The sequence below is a fragment of the Mannheimia sp. genome (assembly GCF_056854775.1).
Genome location: NZ_JBXGGI010000148.1, coordinates 1 through 14,535, shown reverse-complemented (window position 1 = coordinate 14,535; position 14,535 = coordinate 1). Strand labels below are relative to the sequence as shown.

Sequence of the window (14,535 nt, the reverse complement as noted above, 5' to 3'; positions counted from 1 at the left end):
TTACGGCTTGGCTAGCATCAAATTTCTCACCACACTGCTCTTCCAAACGAGCCAATGCCGATTGTGCCGTGTGCCACGCCGGGGCATTTTTCGCTAATTGCTGATATTGTTGATTCAGTTGCTCACGCTGTTGGCGTTGGGTTGAACGCTGCTCTACGAAATCAGATAATTCCGCCTCTAAATCTTCTAAACGTGCTTGTTGCTCTTCAAAATATTGCTCAAGCTCTTCGCCTGAATCTAAAGAAAGTTGGGCTTTTTGATTAAATTCCGCCAACAAACGTTCGGCATTTTGTTGTTGATGTAAGCGATGCTCTAATTCATTGAGTTTTTGGCGTAACGCTACCGCTTGTTGAGCTTGCATTTTTTGCTCAGGGAAAGCGGAAAGCAGCGAACGAGCCTCTTCCCACGCTTGCGAGCGGTCAATTTCCCCTGAAATTTTGCAAACTAGCTCGTAGGCTTTCTCAAACTGCGTTTTCGCCATATCCGATACGGCTAAACGCTGTTCAAGATCGAATACTTTATCGGTCAGGTCCTCTGCTTGAGCCTCAAATTCGGCGTGATAATCTTCAATATTATTCAAGTCTAAATTTGCCAAGCCGGTTAATTGTTTCGCTTTTTCTAACGCATTAATCGCTTGTTGATATTGCAACGCTCGGGTTTGTTGAGCATCTAAGGCTTGTTGGTAATCCGCCATTTGCGAGCGAAGTTCTTCAACGTGATCGTCTGCCTGATCAGCTCTCGCCTGAGCGTTTTCCGCCAAATCAGCAATTTCTTCCAATGCCTCTTGTTGTTCTTCCAACTTGATATTCAGCTCTTCCACTTCATCTTGATAGCGTTCGATTTTTTCTTGATGGCGTAGTGCGTTCATCACTAAATTAAGATGATCGTTCGCACTATTATATTCTGCCTCTAACGTATTTTCGGTTTCAGAGATGTCTGCGGTTTCACGGCTAAATTCCACAAAGCGTTGCTGCTCAAGCAAAATTTTCGATTTCGCCGCATACCACTCTTTACGTTGCTCTAACGCTTGTAACACATTGCCTCGGCGTTCGTTGGCATTACGCATATAATCTGCCGATACATAATTGGTCGATTCGGTAATCAAACGTTTGAACATATCGCGATCAGACTGGGTAACTTTGATCGCCTCTAACGTCATACGGTTTTCACGCAAAGCCGATTCCATATCTTGGAACGCTTGGCGAACGCCTGTATTTTCCGGCAATAAGTAATCACGCAGCGATTTGGTAATCACGCTGGAAATACCGCCGTAAAGTGATGCCTCAATTAATTTATAGAATTTACTGCGATCAGCCGCTGAACGTAAACGTTTTGGAATCACGCCTAAGTCGAACATAAAGCTGTGGTAATCGGTAATGGAGTGATATTGCTTAAATTGAACCTCTGTGCCTTCAAATTTATCTTTTAATTCATTTAACGGCAGCACACGGGCTTTTTCGCCCAGTTGTTCGGTTAAAAGGCTGATAATGCTTTGATCTGCTGGAATGTTTTGCACCGAGAACGAGCGGATATCCACTTTTTTATCACGCCCCACAATTTGCTGTAAACGCACACCGGTAATAATTCGCTGACCACGAGAGTTAAGCGATTCCAACACCGCATAACAGACACCGGCTTTTAATTTACCGTATAAACCTTTATCACGAGAACCGGAAGTCGAGCCGGCTTCGGTGGTATTACGGAAGTTAAGCAAAGTTAAATCCGGAATTAACGCCGTCACAAAACCCGCCATTGTGGTGGATTTACCCGCACCGTTACCGCCCGAAAGCGTAGTAACTAATTCGTCTAAATCAAAAGTACGGGCAAAAAAACCGTTCCAGTTGATTAGGGTTAAAGACTGGAATTTTCCGCGTTTTACACCTTCGTGGCGAGGCATAACAGGTGCAAGAGTAGCTGCTTGTTCCATTGGGTTTTCGTCTAATAATTCAATGTTTTCCATTCTTGATTATTCCTCATCAGCCACTTCTGTATCATCTAAATCATTTGCAAGATTTTCATCTAATTCAACCGCTTGTTCAGCTAAAAGTGAAGGCGTTGTAGCCTCACCATCACGAATTAAGCGTAATTGTGCCTCGCGTGGATCATCACCGGTACGTACATCTGCACCAAAGCGGAACACTGCTTCTGCAATCACAAATTTTTTGCTGTTTTGCTCGCCAATGCGGGTAATAATGCCGATTCGAGCCAAACGGCGTAATGCTCCACCCACTTTTTCCATCAATTTACCACGATCTAAGTCCGAGCCTGTTGAACGTGGGTTTACCGCTTTTAGTAATTTGCTTTCATCGGCTAAATTCAACAATTCTTCATACACATCGTCATAGCTAAAAATACCTTGCTGAGCCAAGCGTTCCGGGCTTAAATAGAGATAGCATAAGACTTTACCGACCAACATTTCCATTTCAGACATTGCCGCACGGTTAATGAGCGTTGATGCCTTCGGACGTAAATAGAAAAAGCCTTCCGGTGCACGAATTAATTCCACGTGGTAACGGCGGTAAAACTCTTCCAGCTCTGTTTGGAAATCCATCAAAAATGCGTGTTCATCAAGGGATTCTGTGTTGATGTGACGACCGGCACGCAGTTGGCTGTCAAGCTGTGGGAAAATTGGGTTGGCAATCGCCACCGCCAATTTCGGGGAAATAACGTCTTGGATATTGTCTGTCATTTTGTGTTCTCTTTGCTAAATTTTCTCTAAAAACGACCGCTTGTTACTGATTGTATTGGGCTATTTGTTATATTGATCGATCACATTTGCCTGTACTTCGGCACCACGTTCATTAATGGCTTGCCATTGCGGATAAACGGCTTGGTTGTCTTGGCTTGCCATACCCAATTTCACTGCTTGATCCACAATAATTCTTGCCACATCAAAATGGCGGGATTCAGGGAACATTGCTAACTGATCACGCAAAATTGCCCCTAAATCAATCGGCTTGCCTTCCGCACGATAAGGTGCAAGATGAGCTTGCATTGTCGCAATAATTTGTTCTTGCACATCAGACAACGATTCATATTCCAATTCGCTTGGCAATTCACCAACTGATTCTGCCTCATTGAGCATCGCTTCATCATCACGCAGATCTAATAAAGGCTCTGCTTTTGCGGTGTAAAGCAACCAAGGGGAATTATAGTAATCTTGAATAGATTGGCGTAAACGCTGACCGAATACACGGTTTTTATCCATATCTATGGCGGTACGGATAAATTTATGCACGTGGCGGTCGTAGCCGATCCAAAGATCGATCGCCTGTTGCCCCCAACTGATAATGCGGTCAAGTTTATTTTGCAGATTCACGATAAGCTGGTCGATAAAATCTAAATCATCACGAGCTATTAAACAGCTTTGAATACGCAATAATTGGGCTTGTAATTTATCGCCGGCAGCATTTAACGTATCTTGCAATTCACGCAAATTGCCCGAAGTTTCATCTAACAACTGCTCACAGCTCATAATCGCCTCGTGCCAGTTTTGGCGTAACAATTCCGCAATTCGCTCACGAATTTGGTGCTGGTTTTCATCCATAATGCGTTGGGAAAGATCGATACTGTCAAAAATTTCCGCCACCGAATATTTCAACGGAGCAAACACATTATTCCGCCAAAAACGCTCATCTTTAACCTCTGCCGTCCCCTCTTCCGCAGCAACCGAGGCACGCTGGATTTCATCCGCCACAATCGAAAGTTGAATGGAAAGGCGTAAATTGGAAAATTCACGCTGACGAACGTAATAATCAGAAATCCCCACACCAAGCGGTGTTACCCGATAAATCGCCAATCCTTCGGTAAACTCGCTGGTAAAACGGTTTAATAAACGCTGTCTTACCAAGTCGTTAATCGCATTATTGGCACGTTGGGTAAAGGTGGAATCCGACTGCTCAAACGCATTAGATACATAGCGGAAAAGATCGATAAGATCACTTTCTAATAATTCACCATCGGTCTGTTCTTGATTGTAAATAGAAATCGCAAGTAAGAAAGCGAGGCGGTCGGAAGAGAGTGAAAGGGAAAATTCACGATCCTTCGTCCACGAAATGAGTTCTGGAATAGTCTGTGCCAATTCGTTCTGCATACGGCTTAATCTTTGATTTAATATAAAGTAGAAAAATAGTCCACATTGTAACTGAATGGAAGACAAATGGGAATGGAAGGATAAAATGCAAACCTTAATTTTTACAAACTACCCTAACTATTTATAATACTTTCTCAACAATTTCACACTATCTTCAAATATACAAGCGGTTATATTTTCTCAATTTTTTGCAAATCGCTAATTTTCTGCACCAAGCCCGCCAAACTTTCCGCCTGCATTTTTTCCATCACACTGGCACGATGCACTTCCACTGTTCTAACGGAAATCGCTAATTTATCAGCAATTTGCTTGTTAATGTAGCCCTGCATAATATACGGCACTACATTCCGCTCTTTTTCTGTCAATTTCGCGTAATTTTGCGAAATTTCGCGAATTTTAACCGCTTGTTCACTCACTTTTTCAGCTGCTGCAATCACCTGTTTTAACTGTTCAAATCTGACCGGTTTCTGTAGAAAATCTACCGCCCCATTTTTCAGCTCACGCACCGCCATCGGCACATCGCCGTGTGCGGTCATAATCACCACCGCCAGCGTGGAATTTGCCTCTCGCAGTTTTTGATGCACTTGCTGACCGTCTAACAGCGGCATACGAATATCAAGCAACACCACGCCGAGTTGGTGTAAATCCGCCTGCTCGATAAATTCCACGCTGTTTTGCCACGTTTTGATTGGCAGGTTGAGTGGGGAGAGTAGAAATGCCAAGGCATCTAAAATCGTTTCGTCATCATCAAGAATGTGAATTTGCATTTTGTTTTTCCATTATTTTTCCCTGCACGAGCCGTGCAGGGTTATTAAATCCGAGCTACTCCGTAGCTCTCTATCACTTAGTCGCGGAGCGACTAGGATTATTTAGCCTAGTACTGCTCGTACTAGGTCTGATTACGAGGTATTGATAGCGTGACTTTCGCTCCTTCTTTCCCATTACTCAACGCAATCTCGCCGCCAATCGATTGCATCAGCCGTTGGCATAGCACCAAGCCTAAGCCCAATCCGTGCGGTTTGTCGCTGCGGAATGGGGCGAAGGGGAAAGCGAGTTGGGTGTCGGAAAAACCGCCTCCGTTGTCTTCGATTTCAATCGCCAAGCCGTTTTCTTGTGGTAAAAGGCGGACGGCAATTTCGCTCGCTCCCGTTTGCAGGGCGTTGAGCAGGCAGTTGGTCAGCACCTGTTCGAGCAAGGTGGCGTGAATTTCAAGGCGATAAAGGAGATCGGCGTGTAGTTGAATATGGGAATTTTGCCGATTTTCCACCGCCACAAATTCGATCACTTTTGCAATTAATTCGTTTAAAACCACCGCTTGCGGGGCGGTTTGCTGGCGGTTTTGTACCCAGTTGCGGATCGTCTGCATCGTATTCACACAGCGATCCACCTGCACGATAATTTTCGCCAAAATCTGGCGGGCGTAGCCGTCTTCGCTCTGATTTTTCAAGCCTTCGGCGTACATTCGGATCGCCGAAAGCGGTTGTTTCAGCTCGTGGGCAAAGCCGGTGGTCATCTCCCCGAGCAGACTGAGGCGGTCGGCACGGGCGAGTTCCTGTTGATACTGTTGCATCTCTCGGTGTGCCGCCCGCAACGCCTTGCTTTTGCGATAGACCTGATAGCGTAGCCCCGCCAAGTTGAGTAGGATAAAACCGGCGACTGCCAACAATCCGAATTTGTTGAGCAAAATCCAGTCTTGCACCGTCGCCCACAGGCTTTTTTGTTGTGGGTGGCGGTAGAGTTCACGCAAAATCAGGTCGGCTTGGAATGACGAAAATGGCGGTGTCCAACGGGGAAAATCAGGCGACTGGCTCGCCAAAAGTGCGGTTGAAATTTTGGCGGCAAGGGCGTTCGGCACATTCGGCATTGCCGCCAACGACCAGTTCGGTAGCAGCTCGGTACTGGCTTCGCAGCCACGAGCCTGAGGATTTTGCAAAATTAAGCGGAAATCCGACCGCTTGATCTTGCCCTCTTTCGCCAGTTCTTCCATCAAACAGACAGGGGCAATCGCCGCCTCAACCTGATTTTCCGCCAATAAAAACAAAGTGTTATCCACTGGAAAGCCGGAAAACCGCACATCAAAATCTCGGTTTTGTCGCATTCCTTGCCGATGAAATTCATAGTAGCCGAGCAAAAAACCGCCGAACGCATCGTTATCCACCGCACTCAAGGTTTTGCCTTTCAGATCGGTCAGGTGTTGATAAGGGCTGTCGGCACGCACCCAAATGCTACTGCCGACCGACCCGCCGTCCGCTGAATGAGGGCTGTTGAGCGTCGCCAACCAACGGACATTCTGCCTACTTAAATAGAAAAACTGGGCTTGGTTGGTCAGCAAAAAATCCAACTCCGCCCGACTGTTCGCCTCACCCAAGCCCAACGGAACAAGCTCAAACCGCTCATTCGGAAACTGCCAGTTCAACCAATCCACCCAAGGTTGCCAATGGGTGCGGGTGTAGGCCTCACCTCGCTGGGCGAGAATGCCGATTTGGTGGGTTTCGGCGGATAAAAAGGAAGAAAAGAGTAGAAAGAAAAAGGGAAAGAGGCGTTTCATTAGCGAGTTTCCGCCAAAAATTCACTGACGGAAATGATTTCGACATTCCGATAAGGGTTCATACTGAGCAGATCTTTTTTATCGCCTGTGACTAAATATTTCGCTTTTGCACTTACCGCCACTTCTAAAAATTTATTATCTTTGGGATCTTGGCAATCTGTAATCGTTTCTTTAATTTCCACGAACTTTACCGCATCCAACAAGTTGGCAATAAATTCTGCTCGCTCCTGAACAGTGAAATATTTAGCAAATTTCGGTCTGGCGGAGACCTCTAAAAATTCATCAAAAGTCGCTTGTGAGACACAAATCGTATAGCCCAATAAGGCTTTTTTCACGGCTAAATTGGGATTTGATTTTGGGAACAATAAACCACTAATCAGAATATTCGTATCAATCACTAAATAATCAGAGTGCATTACGTTCCTCATCAATCATTTTATCCAACTCTTCAAGCGTGATTTCTGCAAGAGCCTCCGGCGGATTGTTGTCTCGCTCGGCAAGCATTTCGAGCAAACGCTGTTTTGCCAATAATCGCCGAGCTTCAACCGCTTGATCGTAAGGAAACAGCACCATTGTCGGTCTGCCGTATTGGGTAATCGCTACGGGTGTTTTACCTTTCACAATATCGACAATTCTGCCAAACTCAGATTGAAATTGCTTGGAAGTGACCTCTTCAAATTGAGGGATAGTGATAGCTGTCATTTTGCTCTCCTAATGTGAGGAATTTTGGGTATGTTAGCTATTTTTAGGTTATAAATCAACCACTTCAAGCTAGCTATTGGGGGAGATTTTTTTCAAAAAATTTATAGACTTATCCTTGAAAGCTCATTATATAACCATATATTAAGGCAGATTCCTACAATCTATAATAGAAGGAGAATGATTTATGGGAAAAAATCAACATGTTGTTCCACGAGGCGATCAATGGGCTGTAGTGGGAGCTGGGAATGCCAAGGCTACTAGAGTTGTGCAAACCCAAAATCAAGCTATTCAAATTGCTCAAGATATTGCACGAAATCAGAAATCTGATACTAAAATACATGGAAAGGATGGAAAAATCAGAGCTGGAAATAGCTATGGGAATGATCCTCACCCACCCAAAGATAAGAAATAATATATAGATATTAATCATTGTAAGCGGTCGCTTTTTTGTAAATTTCCACACAAGACCGACCGCTTGCCCTCGCCCCCTTGACCCAAATCAAACTTCCCTCTGATATGTGGAAAACCACAATACCCACCCAATCTGCCCGTTTCTACAATACCCTCGTTGATTTTTAATGATTGTGGGGACGTATGGATATTACGAAACGATTATTTTTGAAGTCCGCCTTAACCGTGGGGGCGGCGGCGATGCCATTGTCGTCAGCCAAGGCGTTTATGCCAGACCGCCGTGATGGCGACGGGGCGAAACGCTACGGAATGTTGATCGATTTACGCAAATGTATCGGCTGTCAGGCTTGTACGGTGAGCTGTTCGGTGGAGAACGCCACGCCGTTGCACAGTTTCCGCACCACGGTGCGTCAGTATGAAATCACCAACGGTCAGCAAGTGGCGAATAATGTGGTGCTGCCACGCCTGTGCAATCACTGTGACCAACCGCCGTGCGTGCCGGTCTGTCCAGTGCAGGCGACCTTCCAACGCAAAGACGGCATCGTGGTGATCAACAACGAGCAGTGTATTGGTTGTGGCTACTGCGTACAGGCGTGTCCGTACGATGCCCGTTTCATCAATGAAGAGACCAAAACCGCCGATAAATGCACCTTCTGCTCGCACCGTTTGGAGGCAGGTTTACTCCCTGCGTGTGTGGAAAGTTGCGTAGGCGGGGCGAGGGTGATTGGCGATTTGAACGATCAGAAAAGCCAAATTTCGCAACTTTATCAACAACATAAAGACGATTTGAAAGTACTGAAACCGGAATCCGGCACGGTGCCACACGTCTTTTATTTAGGACTGGATGAGGCGTTTGTGAGCAAAATTGATGGCCAGCCGATGCTTTGGACGGGGGAGGCGTAAAATGATTCGTGAAGTATTAGTCGAACCGCAACATATTGTTTGGTTGCCGTGGATTGTTAATTATTTCTTCTTTGTCGGCGTGGCGGCAACGGCGGTATTCACTGCGGTGCTGTTTGCAAAAAAAGCCCAGAAACCGACCGCTTGCGAACAGTCGGCGGTGCTGGTCGCCTTTATCGGCTCGATTGTCGCCCCGGTGGCACTGACTGCCGACCTGCACCAGCCAAGCCGAATTCTGCATTTCTACACCGATTTTGCGTGGTGGTCGCCGATGGCGTGGGGGGCGATTATTCTGCCGCTGTTTAGCGTGGCAGTTGCCGGCTATTTTGTGCTGACTTTGGCACATAATGCCCAACCGAACCTGCCAAAATGGCTGGCGTGGCTTAACCTGCCACTCTTACGCAGTCAAGGCTTGTTATGGGCATTCCGCCTGTTTTCGGTGCTTACCGCAGTCGGCATTATCGGCTACACCGTGCTTGAAACCTACCAAACCGGCACAAGAGCCTTGTGGCACAGTGCGTGGCTGTTGCCGATTATGTTGTTCTCAGCGTGGGCGGTGGCGTTGGGCTTGACTCGCTTTATTACACGTAGGGACGCAATGCTTGCGTCCACGGACACACTCAGTGTGTCCCTACAAATCTTGTTAATTTTAACCGCACTTTCCATTGTCGGACTCGCATTCAGCAGTGAAACCACCCAACGTGATTTCGCCCTACTCTTCAACGGCTCAATAACCGCTTACCTTACCGGCATCTGCTGGCTAATTGCCCTTGTTTGCAGTTTTTCAAGAAAAAACCACCGCTTGCAATGGCTTGGTGTGCTTGCTCTGATCGGCTTCGGTTGGTGGCTACGCTGGGTACTGGTCATCCAAACCCAAACCATTGCCAAAACCAACGCTCTGCAAAATCCATATCACTTTGATTGGTTCGCGGTCGATGGCGGATTAGGGATTGTGGGGATTTTTGGATTGGCGGTTTGTGTGAGTGTGATGGTGAGCTTTGTTGTGAAATCACGTTAATCGATGAAACAAGCGGTCAAGTGCGGTCAGAATTTTGCAAATTTTGACCGCACTTTTTTTATGCACCAAAAAGTTATACAATGTATAATATCGAGTAAAAAAGGAGCGAGCAATGCAACTGGCAATTAAAAAATGGGGGAATAGTGTGGGGGTGCGAATTCCTGCTTCTATTCTTACCGCACTGCAATTACAAGCGGATAATTTAGTCAATATGCGGGCAGAAAACGGCAAAATTATTATTGAACCTATCCGCCAAGAATACAGTTTGGAACAGCTTTTATCGGGTATTACCGCAGAAAATTTACATCAAGAAATCGAGACTGGTGAACCTATCGGCAAGGAGCAATTATGAGTGAATATGTTCCCGATGTCGGCGATATTATTTGGCTGAATTTTACCCCACAAGCTGGACACGAACAGGCGGTGCATCGCCCTGCGGTGGTTCTCACCCCGGCAAGCTATAACCAACTTACTAGCTTGCTGATTTGTTGTCCGCTTACCACCAAAATCAAGGGCTATCCGTTTGAAGTACAGATCGTAGGCAAACCACAAAATGTAGTGCTTTCCGACCAAGTGAAAAGTCTTGATTGGCGGGTTCGTAAAGCGGAATTTAAAGGGAAGATTACAGAGAGTGAATTGGTGGAAATTCGGAAAAAGGTTGGGGTGTTGTTGGGGTTAGTATGAAAGAAAAAGTATTAGAACTATTAGATGAGAATTCTCAGCAACAAACTGATGAATGCCTGTATTACTTATCTTTACATCTACGTGCCACGCTTGAAAATCAAGGTGTGGCTACACTATTTAATGAGATAGAGTTTTTTATAGAAGAGAAAAATATAAATATATTTCTTGATGATATAAAACATTTAGATTATTACCTCTCTCAACTTTCTGAAAAAGACTTATCTTATTTTATTACAAAATGCTTTTTAAAAGAACAGAGCATTTACTATAGACTAGCCTCAGATATTCTCAGTTATGATAAAGGTATTGAAACTCAGTTTGACTTTAGCTTAATACCAGATAATACAGATTTACACTTTTTGGCTAAAAAATGTATGGGCTGGTTACTACCAAATAGTTCAAAATCTTCTATACCTATTACTTTATCTCTTCTAAATAAATCTGAGGATAACATTCAGAATGAAATTATAAATCTTCTTTATGATTTTGCTTTTATGGCTTACCCAATGAGTTCTATTGAGTACTTTAAGAAGTTTAAAAAGAGTACTAAAGGAAAACTAAATAAGAAGCTAAAGGAATTAATATATAGATGTGAAGAGTACGATAAATTATGGGACCTTGCAATCAGGTCCAAAGAATTATCACCAAGTAATGAAAATAGACATATCTATAATATAAAGAAACATACTTGTTTCACGCAAGCATATGAAAAATCAGAAAAGAACTCTATTTTGTCTAAAATTGCCACAAAGATAACTATTCTACACGGGAGCGAAACTATCCATCATATGAAGAACGGTAGCAATATTAATAGGAATATATCCCCATTTTCTTCAATTAAAACAGAATTTGAAATCTTTAGATTATCTTTATTAAATCCTGTGGAAACAGAGAAAATATTATTTCTATTTAGAATAGAAGGAATATCAGAATGAAATTAATACTCAAAGAATACCTACGCTCTCTTAAAGAAAGAGATGAATTAGACAGAATACTTCCTGATTTATTAAGCCAAATGGGAGCAAATGTATTTGTGTCTCCAATAAGAGGAAGAAGAGAATATGGGGTAGATGTTGCTTGCTTTGGGAAACTAGAAAATGATGAAGTAGAAAAGATCTATTTGTTTTCGATAAAAAGCGGGGATTTAACTAGAAATGTTTGGGATGGGAATTCAGATCAATCATTACGCCAGTCACTGAATGAAATCTTTGATGTCTTTATTCAGAGAAGAATACCTGTACAGTACAGGGGAAAAGAAATTGTAGTTTGCCCTTGTTTTGGTGGTAACAATCTTATTCAAGATGAGATAACCGGTTTTATGGATAGATATCTAAAATTAAATGAAATATCATTTTCTATTTGGGACGGAGATAAATTAGCAGGATTCATACAAGATTATTTCTTAAGAGAGGATATTGCACCTGATGATATAAAGAGTTTATTAAGAAAATCTTTAGCAATGGTTGATGAGCCTGAGATATCTATTTTACACTTTAAAAAATTAGTCAAGCATTTGTTTTCCAGAAAAATGAAAAGCAAAGATGATTACTTAACCGTCTTTAGACAGATATACATATATACTTCTATTTTGTGGATATGGGCAAGAAATGAAAATAACACTGAAAGTGCGTATATTTCTTCAGAGTTCGTTATATTACATACCTGGAATGCATATAAAAAGTGTATAGATAATAAGAAAATAAGAGGAAATTGCCCTGTTTATCAACAACTAATTTCTTTGATTATGTTACATATGGGAATTTCAGAAGAATATATACAACGAGCTATTATCCCATTATCACAAGAAAAGTACCTGTTATCATCTTCTATAGGTCTATCTTCCGTTGATATAAATCTTAAATTATTTGATATTTTAAGCAGGGTTTCTTTGCTTGGGGTTTGGAACTTTTGGTTATATCAACAAGTTAATGAAGAGCATAAAGACTTTTTAACAAATAGGCATTATAAACTAACCAACTTGGTTTGGGATGTTATTGTAAATAACAGTTCCTTATGTTCCCCTTATATGGATAACCAAATTATAGATATTTCTATTGCGATGATTTTTCTAAGGTCATCTAAGGATATTAATACCAATAATATGATAGAGTGGCTTAATCAAATTATAGATAATTGTGCATTTTGCCTTAATCAAAGAAGGAGTTACATAACAACCATAAATAATTATAGAGATTTAATAGCGTTTATAGATTTTTCTGGAGATGGAAATAGCTTTGAAAAGCTAACAAGTGCATCTGTACTCTATCCATACTTGTTTTTATTTTTATCTCAATTAAAGGGTGAGTTAGGTACAAATAGAATTTCTTCTATTAAGGAAAAGTTATTGCCTCATTGTAACTTTCAAGTATTCTTTTTTAATCATATTTCTGAAGATTATCTATATGATGATGAAGAAATACATGGTGCGACATTGCCTAATGTTGATATCTCATCTCCAGAGAAATTTCTGGAACAATTAAATTTTGAAGTTAATAACCAAAAAGAAAATTTTGAGAATATATCTGCCATTAAACATGGGTTTTATCCTATTGCATTACTAGCTTGTAGGCATTATAGATTACCAGTACCAATAAACTTCTTCTTAGCTGGAGATAGCAACTAAGTATTTTATATACAAGCGGTCAAATCCCCAAAAACTTTGCAAATCCCCACCGCACTTTGACCGCTTGTTCCCTCCCCCTTGACCCAAATCAAACTTCCCCCCGATATGTGGAAAACCACAATACCCACCCAATCCGCCGGTTTTTACAATGACCGCATTGAATTTTAGCTTTGCTTGTGGGGGATAAAATGAATAACAAACGGCGGAATTTATTAAAAGGCGGCCTAGCCCTTGGCGGTGCGGCGGCGTTTGGGGCGGGCTATGCCCCGAAGGTGTCGGAGGTTGCTAAAGGGGTAATACACGGCACATCGGGTGAGAAAACCCGTGATCCGATTCACGGCAATTCGCTTGTGCCGGAATATCAGGTGATTGATGGCAAGCTGTTGAGCAATCCTGACCAGATCGTGTGCAATACGCAGTGTATGGGCTGTTGGACGCAGTGTGGCGTGCGGGCGAGGGTCGATTTGAAAACTAACCAAGTCATTCGCATTTCGGGCAACCCGTATCACCCGTTATCGAGCGATAAAACTCTGCCGTTCGGGATGCCGATTGCCAAGGCGGAAGTGTTGCTGGCGGGCGAAAGCGGGATTGAAAACCGCTCGACTGCCTGTGCCCGTGGGGCGGCGTTTTTGGACAGCATCAATAGTCCGTATCGCATTACTCAGCCGTTAAAACGTGTCGGCAAGCGTGGTGAAGGCAAGTGGCAGACGATTAGCTTTGAGCAGTTGGTGGAAGAGGTGGTCAATGGCGGTAATCTGTTTGGCGAAGGCGAGGTAGAGGGCTTGAAAGCCATTCGCAACCTGCAAGAGCCGATTAACCCGAAACAGCCCGATTTAGGCGTGAAAGCCAACCAACTGCTAGTCACTTTTGCCGGCCCGGAAGGTCGTCAGCCGTTGTTGCAACGCTTTGCACAACGGAGCTTCGGCACAATCAACTTCTCCCAGCACGGGGCGTATTGTGGGGCTTCCTACCGCAACGGTTCGGGGGCGTTTATGAAGGATTTTGACAACAATCAGCACGCCAAACCGGACTGGGATCACGCCGAATTTATCCTGTTTATCGGCACGTCACCTGCACAGTCGGGCAATCCGTTCAAACGCCAAGCCCGCCAGCTTGCCAAACGCCGTCCGGACGACAATTTCAGCTATGTGGTGGTCGCCCCTCGTTTGGAAATGACTTCTACCCTCGCTACCCAAAATAATAATTGGATTCCGATTAAGCCCGAGGGCGATTTAGCTTTGGTAATGGCGATGTTGCGTTGGATTATCGAAAACGACCGTTTCAATGCTGATTATCTCTCTCGCCCAAGTTTGGCGGCGATGAGCCAAGCCAACCACGTTAGTTATTGCAACGCCTCGCATTTGATTATTGCCGATGAAGCTCACCCGAAATTCGGGCAGGCGTTACGCATTACCGATCTGCAAGAGATGCAACTCGACCCCGAAGATAAAGTGGAAGAGAATGCGATTGTGGTGAAAGATCAGGCGACAGGCGAGCTGGTGGCGGCGAAAGATTGCTTACAAGCGGTCATTTTTGTCGATGAAATTGCAAAATTG

Annotated in this window: 15 protein-coding genes; 8 read left to right on the top strand and 7 right to left on the bottom strand. The window is 43.7% G+C overall.

Annotation, left to right across the window (positions count from 1 at the left end; translation table 11 throughout):
- The 7 genes from mukB to ACJHV0_RS10265 all read right to left on the bottom strand — a co-directional run.
- The coding region (gene mukB, locus ACJHV0_RS10295; protein ID WP_483134142.1) for a chromosome partition protein MukB at positions 1–1,927 on the bottom strand (1,927 nt) is incomplete at its 3' end.
- 39 nt (positions 1,928–1,966) lie between these two features.
- Entirely contained in the window at positions 1,967–2,689 is a 723-nt protein-coding gene (gene mukE, locus ACJHV0_RS10290) for a chromosome partition protein MukE (RefSeq protein ID WP_334236310.1), read from the bottom strand.
- Between the two features lie 60 nt (positions 2,690–2,749).
- Positions 2,750–4,093: a chromosome partition protein MukF gene (gene mukF / locus ACJHV0_RS10285; protein WP_483134141.1), complete on the bottom strand. Its 1,344-nt coding sequence runs from the start codon at positions 4,091–4,093 to the stop codon at positions 2,750–2,752.
- 170 nt (positions 4,094–4,263) lie between these two features.
- Complete coding sequence (locus tag ACJHV0_RS10280; RefSeq protein ID WP_483134140.1) at positions 4,264–4,860, bottom strand: response regulator; 597 nt, start codon at positions 4,858–4,860, stop codon at positions 4,264–4,266.
- Between the two features lie 122 nt (positions 4,861–4,982).
- Positions 4,983–6,641 (bottom strand): sensor histidine kinase, encoded by a 1,659-nt coding sequence (locus tag ACJHV0_RS10275; protein WP_483134139.1) that lies wholly within the window; start codon positions 6,639–6,641, stop codon positions 4,983–4,985.
- On the bottom strand, positions 6,641–7,057 hold the full coding sequence (locus ACJHV0_RS10270; RefSeq protein ID WP_483134138.1) for a putative toxin-antitoxin system toxin component, PIN family: 417 nt from the start codon (positions 7,055–7,057) through the stop codon (positions 6,641–6,643). Before ACJHV0_RS10270 ends, ACJHV0_RS10275 begins: the two co-directional genes overlap by 1 nt.
- Entirely contained in the window at positions 7,047–7,343 is a 297-nt protein-coding gene (locus ACJHV0_RS10265; RefSeq protein WP_483134137.1) for a type II toxin-antitoxin system Phd/YefM family antitoxin, read from the bottom strand. The genes ACJHV0_RS10270 and ACJHV0_RS10265 overlap by 11 nt, the downstream gene beginning before the upstream one ends.
- A gap of 184 nt (positions 7,344–7,527) precedes the next feature.
- Between ACJHV0_RS10265 and ACJHV0_RS10260 the strand changes: the two genes are divergently transcribed.
- The 8 genes from ACJHV0_RS10260 to ACJHV0_RS10225 all read left to right on the top strand — a co-directional run.
- Positions 7,528–7,755 carry a DUF2188 domain-containing protein gene (locus ACJHV0_RS10260; protein WP_483134136.1) on the top strand — a complete coding sequence of 76 codons (228 nt, stop codon included), beginning with the start codon at positions 7,528–7,530 and terminating at the stop codon, positions 7,753–7,755.
- Positions 7,756–7,937: 182 nt separating this feature from the next.
- Entirely contained in the window at positions 7,938–8,657 is a 720-nt protein-coding gene (ttrB, locus tag ACJHV0_RS10255) for a tetrathionate reductase subunit TtrB (protein ID WP_483134135.1), read from the top strand.
- A gap of 1 nt (position 8,658) precedes the next feature.
- The gene (nrfD, locus tag ACJHV0_RS10250) at positions 8,659–9,672 is read left to right on the top strand and encodes an NrfD/PsrC family molybdoenzyme membrane anchor subunit (RefSeq protein WP_483134134.1); all 1,014 of its coding nucleotides are present in this window, start codon (positions 8,659–8,661) and stop codon (positions 9,670–9,672) included.
- Positions 9,673–9,784: 112 nt separating this feature from the next.
- Complete coding sequence (locus ACJHV0_RS10245) at positions 9,785–10,024, top strand: AbrB/MazE/SpoVT family DNA-binding domain-containing protein (RefSeq protein WP_483134133.1); 240 nt, start codon at positions 9,785–9,787, stop codon at positions 10,022–10,024.
- Positions 10,021–10,356 (top strand): endoribonuclease MazF, encoded by a 336-nt coding sequence (gene mazF, locus ACJHV0_RS10240; RefSeq protein WP_483134132.1) that lies wholly within the window; start codon positions 10,021–10,023, stop codon positions 10,354–10,356. Before ACJHV0_RS10245 ends, mazF begins: the two co-directional genes overlap by 4 nt.
- Complete coding sequence (locus ACJHV0_RS10235; protein ID WP_483134131.1) at positions 10,353–11,291, top strand: hypothetical protein; 939 nt, start codon at positions 10,353–10,355, stop codon at positions 11,289–11,291. The genes mazF and ACJHV0_RS10235 overlap by 4 nt, the downstream gene beginning before the upstream one ends.
- On the top strand, positions 11,288–12,979 hold the full coding sequence (locus ACJHV0_RS10230; RefSeq protein ID WP_483134130.1) for a hypothetical protein: 1,692 nt from the start codon (positions 11,288–11,290) through the stop codon (positions 12,977–12,979). The genes ACJHV0_RS10235 and ACJHV0_RS10230 overlap by 4 nt, the downstream gene beginning before the upstream one ends.
- Before the next feature lie 188 nt (positions 12,980–13,167).
- Positions 13,168–14,535 (top strand): molybdopterin-dependent oxidoreductase (locus ACJHV0_RS10225; RefSeq protein ID WP_483134129.1); only part of this gene is annotated, 1,368 nt, incomplete at its 3' end.